We start from the raw sequence: 17109 nt of genomic DNA, 5'->3' as shown, positions 1-17109 counted from the left end.
CGCTCCCAAGAAGGAACGAGGGCCGCCATGCGTCACGTATCGCGAAGTGCCTCGTTAAAAATCGAAGCGCGCGAGGAAGGTGAAGCGCCGGTCGTTCCGGAAGGCGGAGCGCGGTACGCGCAGCCCTTCGAAATTCACGACCTGCGATGTGCGGGTAACTTCGTCCAGCAGGTTCACCGCCTGAATGCCCAGCTTGATGCCATCATTCAGAGTGTAGAACAGCGAGGCGTCCAACTGACCCGTTGATTCCTGCCAGATGGGCGAGAACGGGAAAATGTCATCACGCGGCGTGACCAAGAAAGCCGAGCGCCAATTATAGGCAGCACGTGCGGCAATCGGGCCTTTCTCGTAGAACACAGTCGCGTTGATCGTATGCTTCGACAGTCCGGCAAGCGGCTGCAGGAAGGCAAACGAACCACCACCGAGATCATTTTCCGCAGAAGATGCAATCGACGCCTGTCCCGGATTGGCCAGGTTCGGGTTCGAGAAATCGTCCCCATCGACATAGGTGTAGGTTACCTGTGTCCCCAAGCCACTGAGCAGGCCGGGTAGGAAGTCGTAGGTTTGCTGATGGGTAATTTCGAAACCCTTCAGCGTGCCGCCCTGATCGTTGATCGGGCCTTCCACCTGAACATCAGTCGAAACACCGCCGGGGCTGGTGTAATTGACCGTTTCGAAGCCCGTGTTCACGATCCCCTGAATGTCCTTCAGGAAGACCGAGAAGGTAAGCGAGCCGACCGTGTCGAAATACCACTCTGCCGAAAGATCATAGTTCCACGAGGTCACCGGCAACAGGTTCCGATTGCCCGTCTGCAATGCAAACAGAGGTCCGGTTTCCAGAGTGCCCGCCAATTCCAGAGCGTTGGTGTTGTCGCCAATACCGCCGCCTGCGCGGAACAATTGCAAGTCGGGACGCGACAGGCCCTTCGACACGGCAGCACGGAACAGGAGCCCATCACCGACATCCAGTTTCGCATTGAAGCTGGGCAACCAGTTGTCGAAAGTAATATCCCGGTCGTCGATCAGGATTTCCCCGGTATGCGCGGCGGCAAATTCTGCCGTACGCTCAGGGGAAAGACTGCAATAGCCACGGGCGATGCCGGGCACATCCGGGGTCGCACAAGCAGCATTGATTTCCGATACCTGCACGATGCCATCGCCGTTGGCGAACCCGTTATCGGGGTTATCGAAACGAGCCGCATCGGGGAAACCGATCCGTCCGCCGCTGCTCACCTTGGTCTCGACATAACGCAAGCCGAAGTTACCGGTCAGATCCCAGCCATTGTCGAATGTGGTGCCGTAATCGACCCGGGCGTAGGCCGCCTTCGTGATTTCGGTGACAGTGGAGACTTCACCGGGGCAATACACACCTTCGATGTCACACGGGACGATTTCCCCGGTGATCGGATCGGGGCGCGAACGCCCGTTCACACCGTAGTTGAAACGCTCCGGCGACTGGCCGAATTCCTGAATCTCGGCGAACTGCGCGTCGGTCAGGCCGTCGAGATATTCGCCAAGGAAATCATCCCCGCCGAAATACCACGCCGATCCATTCTCGATCGGCAGAGGCGTGTTGCCGCGCTGGAAGCCGTTGTTGAACGGGTCGCGGTAGGACGAATAATCAGGGAACTCGTCGGTGAACGCGCCGCCCGCGATGGCGAATTCCTGCCCGGGCAAGCCGGTGTACAGGCGTCCGGGAATGAAGCCGTTGCCGAACGGGCCAGGGCCGCTTGCACCGCAGCCGGAGCCTTCACCCCACGGGGCACAGCCAGCGCGGCCAGCCCACGGCGCGGAAAGGTTGCCCCAGGTGCTGAAATTGGTGTTGCGAGTCGTGCGATCACGCTCCGCCCAGCGCGCGCCGAACCGCGCAGTCTTGAAGAAGCCTTCGTCGCTGATGTCGTAATCGACGTCGAAGCGCAGGCTGTTCAGTTCGGCTTCGTTCTTCTCGCGGCTGTCCAATCCGAACCAATAGTAGGTCGTTTCGCCAGAGGAGAAGTAATCCGCTGGCGATCCCGGAGGCGCAAGGAACTGAACCTGAGGCGTCTTGCCGGTGAGATCGAGATCAACCTCCGCCCAAGTGCTGAGCGCGCCAAAGACCGAGTCGCGGGCAAGGTCGGACGTGACATGCTGCGCTTCGAAATTGAAACGCAGACGGTCGGTCGCCTCATACTGCATGTCGAAGGAGAAATCTTCGGTCTTGGAATCCGCCCCGCGAAGGAAGCGCAACGAATCCACGGGAATACCGCCGCGACCAAACGGCGTGGCATAGGCATCGCCCGGGCGCTGCGTCAGGACACCACTCTGGAAGACACCGTTCTCGTCGAATTGCCACGTGCTGCCAGCCGCAGGGACCGGGAAAAGACCTTCGTCATCGACGCGCGAGATCAGCGCGAATTCTTCAGTATCGAAACTGGTATCGGAGCGCAGCCACTCGAACGTAGCGGCGAAGCGCCCATCCACGCTCTCATACTGACCGACAAAGGAAAACGCCTCGCGGTCGCGGTCCAGATCGGTCGTCCGCACACCTGCCCCCTTGGGCACCACCAGAGAATTGGCAGGGGGGAAGTTGGAGGCATCGAAGTTCGGATCGCCGACAAAGCCGCCCGAGCCGACCGAGACTGCGCGGATACAAGGCGCGTCAAACGTGTCGGCGCGGTAGCAGGGATCAGCAACCTGCGATGCGTCCGTCCGGCTCTTCAATTCGGAATAGGCATAGCCGAACTGGACCCCGAAAGAGCCAGCATCGGTGTCCCAGCTGTTCGAAATGAGGCCGGATATCTCAGGCGACCACTCTTCGCGGAGATCGCCGTAGTTCGCACCGATCGTGCCGGCGATCTTAAGACCACTGGTGTCGAGCGGCTTGCGCGTGACCAAATTGACCGTACCGGCAATCGCACCCTCAACCAGGTCGGCGGTGGCGTTCTTGTATACCTCGACACGGCCCAGAAGCTCTGGCGACACGTCGTTGAAGCTCAGAACACGGCCACCGGTGGCGGAGAAAATCTCGCGGCCGTTCAGTTCGGAACGCACATAAGGCAGGCCGCGGATGATGACGCCGGTGCCTTCAACCGAGAAACGGTCAGGGTCGGTGGTTTTCTCGAACCGGCCGATGTTCACGCCGGGAACGCGCTGCAGCGCCTCTGCGACAGAACGGTCAGGCAGTGCGCCGATGTCTTCAGCAGAAATCGCGTCGACAAATGTGTCAGCGTTGCGCTTCACATTCTGCGCGTTCTCAAGCGAGGCGCGGAAACCGCTGACGATGATGACACCATCCGCATCGACCACGCCTTCCGAAGCAGCCTCCGCCTCATCGGCATCCTGAGCGAACGCCGCGCTGGGCAATGACAAGCCAAGAGCGATTCCCGAGACAGTCGCAAGCGACATGATTCGTTTGGTTGCCGGACGTGCCGACGGCGTATTTCTGCGGATCACTGGTTTCCCTCCCTAGTGCAATCCGGGCGGTTTTCGCCCTTGATCTGACCTTGCCCTAGCCTGAATTGTGAGCGTTCAAAAGCTTAAAATGAACGTTCACAATTTTTTTCCACGGTGGTACGTGCTAGCAACACTTTGCCGGGCGCGTTCACCAGCGCAATAAGGCGCAAAGCCCATATAGGGGGCAAGCCAAGGCTGGAATAAGGCCGCTTAGATATTGGCGCATAGGGAGCAGGACATGGCCATCGAACGCATTGTGATTGTGGGTGGAGGCACCGCAGGCTGGATGGCCGCGGCCGCTCTGTCACGCCTCAAAAAAGGCCATGACGTTGCAATCACCCTGATCGAATCCGAACAGATCGGCACGGTCGGTGTGGGCGAGGCGACGATCCCGCCTTTTGTCGATTTCAACCGAATGCTGGAAATCGACGAGGCCGAAATGCTTGCCGAAGTGCGCGGTACGTTCAAGCTGGGGATCCAGTTCGGCAATTGGGGCGATGTCGGCGAAAGCTATATCCATCCCTTCGGCAATTACGGCTATGACATGGGCGGAATTGCGTTTCATCAGGTATGGCGCAAGCGGCAGGCCGCGGGCGACAGGCGCCCCATCCAGGTGTTCAATCTGGAAACCATGGCCGCCTATTTCGGCAAGTTCGCGCGGACAGAGGATTACCAGCGCGACGATCTGCCGCCGATGAACTACGCCTATCACATCGACGCGACCCGCTACGCCCGATATCTGCGCTCTTATGCGGAAACGCGCGGCGTCGTCCGGCGCGAAGGACGCGTCGGGGATGTTACACTGCGGTCCGAAGATGGTTTCGTACAGTCTGTCAGCATGGATGATGGCGCAGTGATCGAGGGCGATCTGTTCATCGATTGCTCCGGCTTTCGCGGGCTGCTAATCGAGCAGGCGCTGGAGACCGGCTACGAAGACTGGACGCACTATTTGCCGTGCGACCGGGCGGTCGCCCTGCCCTGCAACCGCGACGATGGCAGCCCGCCCCCGCCCTTTACCAAGGCCACCGCCCATGCGGCGGGCTGGCAATGGCAGGTCCCACTGCAAAACCGCAACGGCAATGGCCACGTCTATTGCAGCGCCTATATGGAAGACGACGAGGCGCACGATATTCTGGTCGCGAATATGGCCGGCAAACCGATGGCCGATCCCAATTTCCTGCGCTTCACCACTGGTCGCCGGAAGAAGTTCTGGAACAAAAATGTCGTCGCGCTGGGGCTGGCTGCCGGGTTCATGGAGCCGCTTGAGTCCACTTCAATCCACCTGATCAACACCGGCATCAACAAACTGATCGCGGTCGCATCGATGGACGGGATCACGCAGGCGCAGGAAGACGCATTCAACCGCCTGACGATCAAGGAGTACGAGCGCATCCGCGATTTTCTGGTGCTGCATTACAACGCCACCCAGCGCACCGACACGGATTTCTGGAAACACTGCCGCACCATGGCCGTGCCCGATAGCCTGACCGAAAAGATGGAGCTGTTCCGCCTGAACGGACAGATCTTCCGCGAGGAGGACGAGCTGTTCACCGAGACCAGCTGGGCGGCAGTGATGATGGGTCAAGGCATCAGCATGGAAGGCCACAACCCCATGGCCGACACCATCGGCTCGCCCAAGGTGGATGCAGAGTTCGACGAGATCGAGAAATCGATCCGCTATCTGGTCCAGCACATGCCCAGCCATCCGGACTATCTGGCGAAGTATTGCCCGGCCGACATGGTGGCCTGACGGGCACCAGCAGTTATTTGGGCATGGGCGAGCCGGGCAGCACGATTGCTGCCCGCGTGCCCTCGCCCACTTCCGATGTCAGTTCCAGCGATAGCCCGTGGCGCGCGGCCAGCTCGCCGATAATGGCGAGACCCAGACCATCGCCGGTCGACCCCGCACCTTTCTCTCCAGCGGTCTGCAGCCGGTCGATATCCTCCGGCGCGATGCCGCATCCATCGTCCTCGACGATTATTGCCAGTGGCGAATTCGGGTCCACCGCGATCCGCAGCTTCGACGCGCCGGAATGCCGAAGCGCGTTGGCCACCAGATTGCTGGTCGCCCGGATCAGCGCCAGCGCCGGGACCCGGGTCATAGCATCGGTCGGCTCGACTTCCATCGCGATGCCCGCTGCTTCGGCTTCGGAGCGGAACATATCGTCTACTGTCCGCAAGATCAGGCCGAGCGAATAGGCCTCTTCATCACGGTCCAGCTTTTCCCCTGTGGCGGGCGCGCGTTCGCCATATTCCTCCGTCAGGCGCTCAAGATAATCGATGGCCTCGCCGAGGCGCGACTGGAGCGGCGTGGAAAGATTTGCCGACTCGCTGGCCAGTGCTTGGCGCAGACCCACCAAAGGCTGGCGGATATCGTGACTGGCCGCCGCGAGCTGGCGCTTTGTGCGGGTCGCCGCGTCGCGGGCGCGGACATATTCGCGCTCTGTCTGAAGGAGGCGTCGATCGGTTTCCGCCTGCGACCGGAGAGCGGCGACCCGTTCTTCCGTCATCCGGTCACGCTCTTGCCGGGTGCGGCGCAAGTCGACAAGAACCATGAACAGGATCCCCATCGCCGCCAGCAGCCGCAACCCGTCGCGCAGATATTCGATGGTAAGATCCGGCAGGTAGCGACCAAGATAGAATGGCTCCACCAGCACCGCTCCCACCGAACAGGCGACCATGATTGCCCCGGCGATCTTCCGCAGACGCGGGTCGATATCGAAGCGGAAGCCGATCACACAGCTGAACAGCAGCAGGCTGAAATAATAGGCCCAGATAATGTCGGTGGTGACATCGGAGACGATTGCCACCCAGATCAGCGGTAGCGGCAGGAGCGCGACAATGCCGGTCAGCAGCGGATACTGGCGCAGACGCAGGCTCTCCCGAAACGCGTAGAGAAACGCGTAGTACAAGAAGAAGGTCGCGGTCAGCGTCAGCGCCTCCCATATTTGGCGCCCTTGCTGGGGCGTGTCGGCATAGGTGGTGGTGTAAAGCGACGCATCCACCTGAATCATCACCAGCGAATACCCGATCGCGATCAGCAGCCCGATCCGCCTATCCGTCACCAGCGCAATCACCGCCAGCACGATGCCGATAATCAGCAGCGTGAAGGTAAAACCCGCCTTGATTAGGGTCGCGACGATTTGGTTGCGCCCCAACTCGCCCTCGCGGAACACCCCGATGGTGGGCCTGTCGGCCAGCGTGGTGTTGATCAGGATCAGCCGCTCGCTTTCCGGCGGCAAGTCGAAGCTCGCCGTGCGGACATAGGTCAGATAACGCGGGACCAATTCGCCGTCGTCGGTGGCCCGCGTTGCGAGGATTTCCTCAGCAGAGCCGCCGTCCTCCACTAGAAAGACCTTAGGCAGCACCACGAAAATTCCGCCCAGACCGATGACGCGGCGGGAGAGGCCGCTTTCGCCTTGCGCTGCCGTCCGGATCGGAACAGCGATCCACAATTCCTGAGTGAAGGCGTCGATCCCGCTGGTCGGCGGAAAATCTCGCCCGAATTCGCCCGCCCGGTAAGCTGTCAAAGCTTGCTCCAGCGACGGGGTCTCCCCCGTGCCCGCGAAGTAATACAGCGCTTCTGTGTCTATCCGCTCTACCGATGCAGCCAAGGGCACGTCCACCGCCACGCTCGCCTGCAGAGTGGCTGCTGGCCAAGCCGCTGCCAGCACGACCAGCAGGCCGAGAAGCAAGGTTCGCGCTTTTGCCAGTGCCTCGCCCATCTTTTTTGCTACATCACCTTTTGGCTGAAGGGCGGAGTGGCTTTGCACGTATGACATTGGGGCGCAGCTATTCAACGGTAATAGCCGATGACCATGCCATCATCCGGCAGGCGCTGTCGGGCGCGCTGAGCGATCCCGATGCTGTGGAAGGCTTCACTATCGAAGTCTGCGAGGAAGTCGGCAACGGGATCGAAGCCATCGGAGCCATGCGCAAACATCGGCCTGATCTGTTGATGCTGGATGTCTCCATGCCCCATGCAGGCGGCACCGAAGTCTTGCTGGAAGCGCGCCGATGGTCGCCCGATACGAAGGTGATTGTCTTCACCGGCATTGCTGCGACCGGAAAGATCGCCGAAATTGTCGATGCCGGAGCCGATGGTGTCTTCTGCAAGTCCGACGATCTGGCAGAACTGACCCGCGCAGTCCCCCGCATTCTGCAAGGCGCACGGATCATCTGCGCGCGCTACCTGGCATTGCTGGATGAAGCCATCGATGTTGCCCCGCTGACGGACCGGGAGCGGCAGGTTCTCAATCTGGTCGTGGCAGGCCGGACCAATCGCGAGATTGCCGAAACGCTGGGAATCAGCGCCAAAACCGTCGACCGACACCGCACCAATATGATGGCCAAGACCGGCGCACATTCGGCGACCGAGCTGGTCGCCTTTGCCTTGAGAGAGGGCCTGATCGATCCTCTTGGCAGTCAGGCCTGAGGCAGCGGACAGCATCTCGGTTGCCTCGATAGTCGCTTCAGGATTCTCCATCGTCGCCGCTCCTGATCGCCTTTGAAGTCAAAAGAATGGAGCCGCCCGGCGACATACACCGGGCGGCTCGTTGCTTGCTCAGAGATCGGGGAACGGGAAGACCGAGCCGTTCTTGTAAACCGCTCCGCCTACACCGAGGCCTCCGCCCACACCGAAGCTGACGCCGTCGAATTCCAGCGTGTTGCCGACGAAGGCAATGCCGCCCGATACGCCCACCTTCAGGTGACCGGAGATCACTGCCGAGGTTCCATGATCGAAGCCAAAGGCACCCGTCGGAATATCGGCCCGCGACAGAGCGACGGTGACATCGCCGACAATCTCCGCCTTGGGTCCGCCGCCAATCCCGCCGGTGAAATACCAGCGTCCGTTGGGCCTGCTGACCAGTTCGATGACATAGCCAGCCGAACCGGTCCCGGCGATCCAAGCGGCACCGCTGGCCCCTGCGGTGATGTGCAGGGTTTTGAAGAAGCCATCGGGGTTTCCGCTTTCGCCGGGTACTGACGAAGGCGCGTTAAGTGCCGGGATCGTGCCCATGCTTGCAAGCTCCGAAATGCTGGCATCGCATTCCGTCAGCAGGGTGGAAATCCCGTTGCGATCACGGTCGGACATTGCGTCGCGAAGCCGGGCCAGTTTGGCAGGCTGAGCAAGGCACTCCGAAAGACGTGTCAGCGGATTGTTGTCGCCGATATCCTGCAGGACGGTCTTTGCCACATCCAGACGGTCCGCATTGGTCACGCCCTTGATGCAGATGTTGCGGCCCGGTTGCCTTTTCTGGACCAGTCCGCTGTCGCACCATTTCGCAGGATTGGCGCTGATGCAGCTGACCTGACCCAGGCCTCCGCAGGTTTCGTCTTTCTCGACCAGATCCTGCGGACGAACACAGATATTGCGGCCATAGAGGGCTTGCTCGACGAGGCCCGCTTCGCAGCGCCTAGCAGGGATCACATTGATGCAGGTCTTCTGATTCAAACCGCCGCAATTGCGCTCTTTCGGGCCAACTTCGCCCTCGGGCACACAGATATTGCGGCCACTGCGACGCTGCTCGGCAAGGCCGGCGTCGCACCGGCGGGCCGGATTGATGTTGATGCAGGTCTTCTGGTTAAGGCCACCGCAGCTTGCGGGCTTGGGCTGCAATTGCTCCGGGCGCACACAGATATTGCGGCCCGACTGGCGCTGCTCGACCAGTCCGCTGTCGCAGCGGCGAGCGGGGTTGATGTTGATGCAGGTCTTCTGACCCAGACTGCCGCAGACCGCAGGCTTCGGCTTTACCTGGGCCGGACGCACACAGATATTGCGGCCGCTCTGGCGCTGTTCGACCAGCCCGCTATTGCAGCGGCGCGCCGGATTGATGCTGATGCAGGTCTTCTGGTTGAGAGCGCCGCAAGCCGCTGCTGCCGGCGCTGGTTTCGGCGTGGACTGGGAGGGCCGTACGCAGATGTTGCGGCCCGACTGGCGCTGCTCGACCAAGCCGGCTTGGCACCGTTTTGCCTTGTTGATGCTGATACAGGTTTTCTGGTTCAACCCGCCGCAGCTCGCCGCAGCTTGTGCAGGCGTGGTAGGGATTGCGATCGATACCATGAGGGCTAGCCCCCATGCCACCGTCGTACTCACGATTGCTTTCCACATTTTGCTATCCTTCCGGTTTGATCTGAATTCTCTGAAAAGTTCGGCGCGCTGCCGCGATGGCTCTTGGCTCAGCTGTCGGGCTCGGCGGGGAACCAGCTCTCGTCGCTGTCATTGGGGGCCGCGCCGGTGTCTCCCGGCGTATCGTCGGAAGAATACCAGTCGCCATTGCCGCTATCTGCGGGATCGAAGGCTTCTTCAGAGCTACCGGGTTGCAGGCCACTGCCCGGCTCCACCAGCTCGAGATGATAGGTTACAGGGATCAGCCCATGTGCGGTTACGCGGATGGTGTAATCGTCGATCGGGACCATGGTCACCGCCGCCATCAGAGGCAGATCGCGCCCGGCAATGCGGCCATCGCCAAGCTCTCGCAGATCGTCGAGCACGATATGGCGGGGCATGACCCGCCAGATCAGCGCGTGGACCCAGCCTTCAACCGCATAGCCATGGCCCCGGTCGATCACGATCAGCTTGTCGATTTCGCGGATACGCCAAATGCCGTCGATCGCCATGGGTTCGAGCGGCTCGACCGTGCCGATATAAGGCAGCAGGGCCGGGATCTGCGCCTGCGCCGGGGCGGCAACACCGCCCGCCAGCGCAAGTGCCAGAGCCGGGATCGTCAGCAGCCTCTTGATGCTCGTTTGCTTTTGCATTGCCTTATCCTCATCCGATTGCGGGATTGCCTGAATTTCGAAGAGGAGAATGAACCGCGAGACCGGAAAAGGGGATGGGGTGCATCCCCCATGTTGGGCGCCGTTATTGGGGTATGCACCCCATGGCTGAAGCTTGCAGTGGCAGCCAAGACCGGGCCAAACCCCAACCGCACGAGCTTGCAAAGGAGCACCCATGACCAGCAAATGGACCGCAGGATTGATCGCCCTATCGTGCCTCGCCGCGCATAGTCAGGCGCACGCCAAACACACCGATATCCGCAGCATCTGCGTGTCCCTCGACCAGCAGACAGAGCAGCAGGCGCTCAAAGTGGAGGCCATGACACGGTGCCTTGGTTCCGGCGCGCGCACGGCAGACAACACATTGGCGCTATCGGTCGACCAGAACAGCGCGACCATTCAGCTGACAGGCGATCTCGAAGTCACTTACAGCAGCCGGGTCGGCAGTGCCGACTGCATGGGGTCGCGTACCCTCGCCTTCGAAGCAGCCGATACGCAGCCACGGCGCTACTCGGTGGTGTTCGGCGATCAGTTCCTTGGCTTTGCCGATTTCACTAGTGATGTCGGGGCACGGCATTGCTTCGACGCCGGACAACACTTGCCTCCGGCCCTGAGCGCGCGCCAGTTTTCCGACTGGACCAGCGGCGGCGCGCCCGATTGGGAGAGCTGGCGGGCAGACAGCCCGGCGCAACTGGTAGCGCAGCTGATGGCGGGATTTCCCGAAACGCTGGAAGGCCGCCCGGAGGTTTCCCTGACCATGGAGAAGACGTTCTGGCAGCCCTCGATCGTGCCGAAGCCCGGCCCGATCAGGACACAGCGAACAGAGGTCATCGCCATTCGCCTCACAATGCTTGGCCTGCCCGACGACGCAGTGGCCGGGCAGCGCTTTATTGCGCTCGCCGCCCAAGGCGCTGACGGCTGGTTTGTGAAGCAAATGTTCTCGCAGAGCATGTGCAGTCGGGGCACTGCGGCGGGACAATGGCAAGCCGGTCTGTGCCCCTGAACGGCTGGCGCATAACCCTACAATACTGGCGCGGGCGATCTTATGTGATGCGGCATGACGCTCTTGCCGCTCGCTCTTGTCGTTTTGCTCGCCGCGCTGCTGTGGTGGTATCGCCGCTGGAAGCAGCAGCAAAACCGCGCGCGGCTGCTGGCCACTCCGCTAACAGAGCAGCAGCGCGCGGTGACGATGCGACTGGTCCCCATCCTGCGCCGATTGCCCGCATCATTGCGCCCTGCACTGGAAGGCAGGATAAACCTGTTCCTCGATCAGGTGACCTTCCACGGCAATAACGGTCTGGAGGTAAGCGAGGAGATGAAGCTCTCCATCGCCGCGCAGGCCTGTCTGCTCGTCGTCAACAGCCCGGCCTGGTACGAAACGCTGCGCACGGTGCTGGTCTATCCGTCTGCGTTCCAGACCCATCGCGGCAATCATGACGGGTTTGTCGTGCACGAGAACCGGCATACTCTGCTGGGCGAGAGCTGGGCGCGCGGGCCGGTCGTGCTGTCATGGGCCGATGCGCTGCATGGCGGGCTGGATGACAGCGACGGCCACAATGTCGTGATCCATGAATTCGCGCACCAGCTGGACGCGCTGACCGGCCATACGGATGGCATCCCGATCCTTCGCAAGGGCCAAGCCTATGCGGGCTGGGAAGCGGCGATGCTGGACGCTTTCAATGTGCATCTGGAAAGGGTTCAGAGCGGGCGCGAAACGCTGATCGACCCCTATGGCGCAACGGGGCACGAAGAGTTCTTCGCCGAGGCCATCGTCACATTCTTCGAGAAACCGCAGGCGCTACGCGAACAGGAACCCGCGCTGTATGACCAGCTGTCAGAGCTGCTGGCGCTCGATCCGGCGCGCTGGACCTGAAGGGCTGGGTAAATGGCGGAGACGGTGGGATTCGAACCCACGAAAGAGTTGCCCCTTTACACACTTTCCAGGCGTGCGCCTTCGACCACTCGGCCACGTCTCCGCATTCCAGTCTGCACGGCCCCCGGCACAGCGGCGAAGGGCGTTCGTCATGGAAGGCGCGCGCTTAGCGGTGATGGCATTGCACTGCAAGCCTCGCGCATCTAGCTGAACATAATGAGCCGCACCATCGGGACCCCCTGCACTCTGGCCGAAATGGAGCGCATGGGCCGCGCCGCGATGGCCCGCCTGCCACAGGTGTTCCGCGAGCAGATGCACGACGTGGTGTTCAAGGTGGAAGACTTTGCCGCGCAGGAGGTGCTGGACGATCTCGGGATCGACAATCCCTTCGCTCTGACGGGCCTGTATGAAGGCGAGGCACTGACGGAGCGCAGCATAGAACAATCGGGCCGGATGCCGCCCACCGTATATCTCTATCGCCGCCCGATCCTCGACGAATGGGCCGAGCGCGGGGACGAGACGCTGGAGCATCTGGTAGCGCATGTGGTGATCCACGAAATCGGCCACCATTTCGGGCTGAGCGACGAGGACATGCATGCGCTGGAGGATGGGGTTTAGTTTGCTTTTCGAACCGACCTTCGTCGGTTCGTCCTCGGTGCTGTTTCGACGCTTCGCGTCGAGCACCTGCGGGCGGGCGGTCGCCCTTGCGGTCGGCTAGACGCCGACCGAGCTCCGCAGCGAGACTGATGGCCTGAAATGTCGCGAAACCGATAGGTTTCGCAAGGCCGACCGGCCGCCCGCAGCGACGCGCCCGTCAGGGCGCATGAGCGAGGAAGCAAGGGGCGCGGACGCGCCCCGCCCGCAGGCCGAAGACAAAAACTCCTTCCTCACCCCTAGGCGCGGCGTTGCTACCGTGACAAAAAGCCGCACATGAAACGTCTTCTCGCCGCCCCCCTCGCCCTCGCCCTGACTATACCCGCGTCGGCCCAAGACGATCCCGCGCCATCCCCGAACCAGATCGTCGAGAGCGCAAAAGCCTCCGACTGGGTCGCGATCCCGGCGGAGGACCTGCTGGTGATGACCCTCGCCCCGGACGTGCAAGGCAACGAGCGCCAAGTCGTAATCCAACTCATGCCGCCGCCTTTCAGCCAAGGCTGGGTCGAGAACATCCGCACCCTCGTCCGCACAGGCTGGTATGACGGCATCAGCATCAACCGCGTGCAGGACAATTACGTCGTCCAGTGGGGCGATCCCAATGTCGACAACCCGGAAGCGGAGGGTGAGGCGAAGCCGCTGCCGGAGGGGCTGAAAAATACCCGCAGTTCGGATTATGTCGAAGACAAGAACCGGGACCAGCATTCTATCGGCGGCAACCGGCTATACGGCTACACCGCAATGCCAAGAGTGAGGGTTGATTGGGGTCTGCACGAGATTCGTTCCGAGGACGCGTATGCACCCGACGCAGGTTTTGTTGCAGGATGGCCGGTCGCTTCCGACAGCGACGAGATATGGCCTGTCCACTGTTACGGCACAGTTGGAGTCGGGCGCGGCTATTCTCCGGATGCTGGGTCCGGCGCGGAACTTTACACGGTCATTGGCCATGCGCCGAGGCATCTTGACCGCAATATCGGAGTAGTTGGCAGAGTGGTTGAAGGTATCGAGCACCTATCTTCTCTTCCACGAGGGAAAGGAGCCTTAGGCTTCTATGCGGATGTGACAAAGCGCGTCCCGGTTCGATGGGTGAGGCTAGCCAGTGACCTCCCGATTGCAGAACAGCCAAGGCTTGAGTTTTTGTCCACTAAGAAGCGAGCTTTTCGTAAATACGCCGATGCCCGCGCGAACCGACGCGACCCGTGGTTTATCGAGCCAGCAGGTGGCGCGGATATCTGCAACATCCCGGTGCCTGTCCGGCGGGTTGCCGCCCCGGTCGCCGAATGAGCGAAACGCTTAGCGCCACCCTGCCCCTCACCCGTTGGCAGGGGGAGCGGGGGACCTATCACCTGGTCACGCTGACCGGCGATGTGGCGGAGCAAGTGGCGATGCACGCGCGGATCGAGCGGCTGGAGACCGGCGCGCGGCGGGGATTCGGTTCGGTGAAGGTGTTTGCGCGGATTGGCGGGACACGGTGGAAGACTTCGGTGTTTCCGCAGGCCAAACAAGCCGAGTGGGTGCTGCTGGTCAGCAAGAAGGTCATGCGCGCCGAGGATTTGGCGGAAGGCGATGCGGTCGTGGTGGAGTTGGAATTGCTTTGAGAGAGCCCTTCTGAATTCCCAACAATCCTCGTCACCCCGGACTTGATCCGGGGCCCAGCTTTTCTTGCGCTGCGCCCGAAGTAAGCTGGGCCCCGGCTTGGGGGGCCGGGGTGACGATAGGTTAGGGGCCAGGGTCACACTACGTTTGTGCGCAGCGCCCAACCATCAGAGACTGCGCCGTATCCGCAACCAATTCCGCCGATCTTTACACCTTCTGCATCAGCTCGATCCGGTTGCCGAACGGATCGCTGGTGAAGAAGCGCTCATACCCCTCCACCGGCTTGTCATCGCGCGTTTCGCAGCCCGCCGCCTCCAGCCGCTCACGCAGGGCAGCCAGATCATCGACCAGAAACGCTGGGTGCGCCTTGGTCGCCGGGCGAAAGTCCGTATCGACACCGATATGCAAAGCCACCGCGCCGCTGGTCAGCCAGCAGCCGCTGGGCGAGAGATTGGCCGGCTTGGGCACTTCCGCAAAGCCTAGCAGCCCGCAAAAGAACTCCCGCGCAGTACTCTCGCCACCCTCGGGAATGGCCAACTGCACATGATCGATACCAATTACACTCACCCGCGATCCGCCTGCGCCACAGCATCACTCGCCCGCAGCGCGCTGAGAATACGCGTCAGATGCGCCAGATCCTGCACTTCCAGCTCGATCTCGTAGCTGGTGAAAGGATGGTCCAGCTGGGTCTGCTGCAGGCTGCGGACATTCACGTGGTTCTTGGCAAAGATGCCCGCCATTTCAGCCAGCGTCCCCATCCGGTCATACAGAGTGACCCGCAGCATGCCGTAGGCGCCCTGACTGTCCTTGTCCCATTGCAGATCGAGCCAGTCATTATCGATCCCGCTGGCCAGCGTCAGGCAATCGATGGCGTGCACTTCCACACTGTCATTCGGGCGGCGCAGGCCGACAATCCGGTCGCCCGGCACGGGGTGGCAGCATTCCGCCAGTTTGAACCCGACCCCCGGCGTCAGGCCGCGGATCGAGATCGCCCGGTCGCGCCGAGTCCATTCGGCGTCGCCTTCCTCGATGCTCTCGGTGCAGCCCGGCACCAGCGCCTCCATCACCGCGCGGTCCTCGATCTTGGCCGCACCGATGGCGTGCATCAGATCGTCCTCGTCCTCCATCTCCAGCCGCTTGACCGCCGCGCGCAGAGCCTTCTTGCCAATCTTGGCCGGCACACGGTCGGCGATATCCTCGAACAGTTTGCGGCCCAGCGCGGCAATTTCCTCGCGCTCTTTCAGACGCACGGCCCGGCGGATCGCAGCGCGCGCCTTGCCCGTCACCACATGCCCCAGCCACGCCATTTGCGGCTCGGCAGCGTCAGCTTTCAGAATCTCCACCACGTCGCCATTGTTGAGCACGGTGCGCAGCGGCATGTGCCGTCCGTTGATTTTGGCCCCCACCGTCTGCGCACCCAGATCGGTATGCACGGCAAAGGCGAAATCAACTGGCGTCGCGCCCTTGGGCAACTGGAACAGCGCCCCCTTGGGCGTGAAGGCGAAGATGCGATCCTGATAGATCGCCATCCGCGTGTGCTCGAGCAGCTCCTCTGCATCATGGCTGGCATCGACGATCTCGATCAGATCGCGCAGCCACGCCACCTGCCCGTCATGATCGTCGGCTTGTTTGTAGGCCCAGTGCGCAGCCAGTCCGAACCCGTTGGTCCGGTGCATTTCTTGGCTGCGTATCTGCACCTCGACACGCATCGATTTGTCGAAGATCAGCGAGGTGTGGAGCGATTTGTAGCCGTTGTTTTTCGGCGTGGAGATGTAGTCCTTGAACCGCCCGGGAATGAACTGCCACGTGGTGTGCAATATGCCCATCGCGCGGTAGCAATCCTCCTGGCTTTCGGTCAGCACGCGGAAGGCGAAAATGTCCGTGATGGCATCGAAATGGACATGCCGCTCAGCCATTTTCTTCCAGATGGAATAGGGCTGTTTCTCGCGCCCGTGCACTTCCACTTGTAGCCCTGCCTCAGCCAGCGCCTGCTTGATCGCCAGCGCAATGGAATCGACCTGTGCTCCGTCCTGCTCGCGGATTTGTCCCAGCCGCCCGGTGATTGTCGCATGCGCCTCCGGCTCCAGATGCTCGAACGCCAGCGCCTGCATTTCGCGCATATATTCATACATGCCGATCCGCTCCGCCAGCGGAGCATAGATATCCAGCGTCTCGCGCGCGATCCGCTGACGTTTCTCCTCCTTCTTGATGAAGTGCAGCGTGCGCATGTTGTGCAGCCGGTCGCCCAGCTTCACCAGCAGCACGCGGATGTCTTCCGACATGGCGAGCAGGAACTTGCGCAGGTTCTCCGCCGCGCGCTCGTTCTCCGGCATCTGCTCGATCTTGCTGAGCTTGGTCACGCCATCGACCAGCCGCGCCACATCGGCCCCGAAATTCTTCTCGATATCCTCAATGGTCGCCAGCGTGTCTTCGACCGTGTCGTGCAGCAGCGCGGTCATCACGGTGGCCTGATCCAGCTTCAGATCGGTCATCAGCCCGGCGACCTCTACCGGATGGCTGAAATACGGATCGCCGCTGGCGCGTTTCTGAGTGCCGTGTTTCTGCACCGTATAGACATAGGCACGGTTGAGCATCGCCTCATCGGCGTCGGGGTCGTAATCCTTGACCCGCTCGACAAGTTCGTACTGGCGCAACATCCTGTTTTCATGATGTGACCGCGTAGCGCAAATTTGCAATGCAAAAAGCGCCCGCGGCGATTGTGCAGCAGTAACAAGACGGGTACGCGCAAAAGAAAAACGGGTCGCCCGAACCAC

General features: G+C 61.5%; 13 protein-coding genes and 1 tRNA gene. 7 read left to right on the top strand and 7 right to left on the bottom strand.

The annotated features are described in order from the left end of the window. Nucleotides 1–54: 54 nt before the first annotated feature. Nucleotides 55–3384 (bottom strand): TonB-dependent receptor, encoded by a 3330-nt coding sequence (locus tag ACFCW2_RS09030; protein WP_379545795.1) that lies wholly within the window; start codon nt 3382–3384, stop codon nt 55–57. A 286-nt stretch (nt 3385–3670) separates the two neighbouring features. Between ACFCW2_RS09030 and ACFCW2_RS09025 the strand changes: the two genes are divergently transcribed. Continuing rightward, nucleotides 3671–5182, top strand: coding sequence for a tryptophan halogenase family protein (locus ACFCW2_RS09025; RefSeq protein ID WP_379545793.1), 1512 nt, complete (start codon nt 3671–3673; stop codon nt 5180–5182). Nucleotides 5183–5195: 13 nt separating this feature from the next. On the opposite strand, the gene ACFCW2_RS09020 is transcribed toward ACFCW2_RS09025, so the two are convergent. Continuing rightward, nucleotides 5196–7157 (bottom strand): sensor histidine kinase, encoded by a 1962-nt coding sequence (locus tag ACFCW2_RS09020; protein ID WP_379545791.1) that lies wholly within the window; start codon nt 7155–7157, stop codon nt 5196–5198. A 50-nt stretch (nt 7158–7207) separates the two neighbouring features. Here ACFCW2_RS09020 and ACFCW2_RS09015 point away from each other — a divergent pair, with 50 nt between their 5' ends. Beyond that, nucleotides 7208–7867, top strand: a complete 660-nt coding sequence (locus ACFCW2_RS09015; RefSeq protein WP_379545789.1) for a LuxR C-terminal-related transcriptional regulator — start codon at nt 7208–7210, stop codon at nt 7865–7867. Nucleotides 7868–7996: 129 nt separating this feature from the next. On the opposite strand, the gene ACFCW2_RS09010 is transcribed toward ACFCW2_RS09015, so the two are convergent. Both ACFCW2_RS09010 and ACFCW2_RS09005 read right to left on the bottom strand, forming a co-directional pair. Then, the gene (locus ACFCW2_RS09010) at nt 7997–9496 is read right to left on the bottom strand and encodes a hypothetical protein (RefSeq protein ID WP_379545787.1); all 1500 of its coding nucleotides are present in this window, start codon (nt 9494–9496) and stop codon (nt 7997–7999) included. Nucleotides 9497–9612: 116 nt separating this feature from the next. Continuing rightward, nucleotides 9613–10194: a hypothetical protein gene (locus ACFCW2_RS09005; RefSeq protein WP_379545785.1), complete on the bottom strand. Its 582-nt coding sequence runs from the start codon at nt 10192–10194 to the stop codon at nt 9613–9615. Nucleotides 10195–10387: 193 nt separating this feature from the next. On the opposite strand from ACFCW2_RS09005, the gene ACFCW2_RS09000 reads away from it, so the two are divergent. Together ACFCW2_RS09000 and ACFCW2_RS08995 are read left to right on the top strand one after the other, a co-directional pair. After that, on the top strand, nt 10388–11215 hold the full coding sequence (locus ACFCW2_RS09000) for a hypothetical protein (protein WP_379545784.1): 828 nt from the start codon (nt 10388–10390) through the stop codon (nt 11213–11215). Nucleotides 11216–11269: 54 nt separating this feature from the next. Further along, nucleotides 11270–12085, top strand: a complete 816-nt coding sequence (locus ACFCW2_RS08995) for a zinc-dependent peptidase (RefSeq protein ID WP_379545783.1) — start codon at nt 11270–11272, stop codon at nt 12083–12085. Between the two features lie 13 nt (nt 12086–12098). Here the strand turns inward: ACFCW2_RS08995 and ACFCW2_RS08990 are convergent. Next, nucleotides 12099–12188: transfer RNA gene (locus tag ACFCW2_RS08990), tRNA-Ser, on the bottom strand. A 113-nt stretch (nt 12189–12301) separates the two neighbouring features. On the opposite strand from ACFCW2_RS08990, the gene ACFCW2_RS08985 reads away from it, so the two are divergent. The 3 genes from ACFCW2_RS08985 (at nt 12302) to ACFCW2_RS08975 (ending at nt 14337) form a co-directional block, all read left to right on the top strand. After that, nucleotides 12302–12703: a metallopeptidase family protein gene (locus ACFCW2_RS08985; RefSeq protein ID WP_379545781.1), complete on the top strand. Its 402-nt coding sequence runs from the start codon at nt 12302–12304 to the stop codon at nt 12701–12703. Between the two features lie 312 nt (nt 12704–13015). Next, the gene (locus ACFCW2_RS08980) at nt 13016–14023 is read left to right on the top strand and encodes a peptidylprolyl isomerase (RefSeq protein ID WP_379545779.1); all 1008 of its coding nucleotides are present in this window, start codon (nt 13016–13018) and stop codon (nt 14021–14023) included. After that, nucleotides 14020–14337, top strand: a complete 318-nt coding sequence (locus ACFCW2_RS08975) for a DUF1905 domain-containing protein (RefSeq protein ID WP_379545777.1) — start codon at nt 14020–14022, stop codon at nt 14335–14337. The genes ACFCW2_RS08980 and ACFCW2_RS08975 overlap by 4 nt, the downstream gene beginning before the upstream one ends. Before the next feature lie 205 nt (nt 14338–14542). On the opposite strand, the gene ACFCW2_RS08970 is transcribed toward ACFCW2_RS08975, so the two are convergent. Further along, nucleotides 14543–14902 (bottom strand): VOC family protein, encoded by a 360-nt coding sequence (locus ACFCW2_RS08970; protein ID WP_379545776.1) that lies wholly within the window; start codon nt 14900–14902, stop codon nt 14543–14545. Further along, on the bottom strand, nt 14899–16992 hold the full coding sequence (locus ACFCW2_RS08965) for a RelA/SpoT family protein (RefSeq protein ID WP_379545774.1): 2094 nt from the start codon (nt 16990–16992) through the stop codon (nt 14899–14901). Before ACFCW2_RS08965 ends, ACFCW2_RS08970 begins: the two co-directional genes overlap by 4 nt. Nucleotides 16993–17109 lie beyond the last annotated feature (117 nt).

The organism is Qipengyuania algicola, assembly GCF_042492175.1.
Lineage (GTDB): Bacteria > Pseudomonadota > Alphaproteobacteria > Sphingomonadales > Sphingomonadaceae > CAJXSN01.
This window is presented reverse-complemented; position numbering and strand designations above follow the sequence as displayed.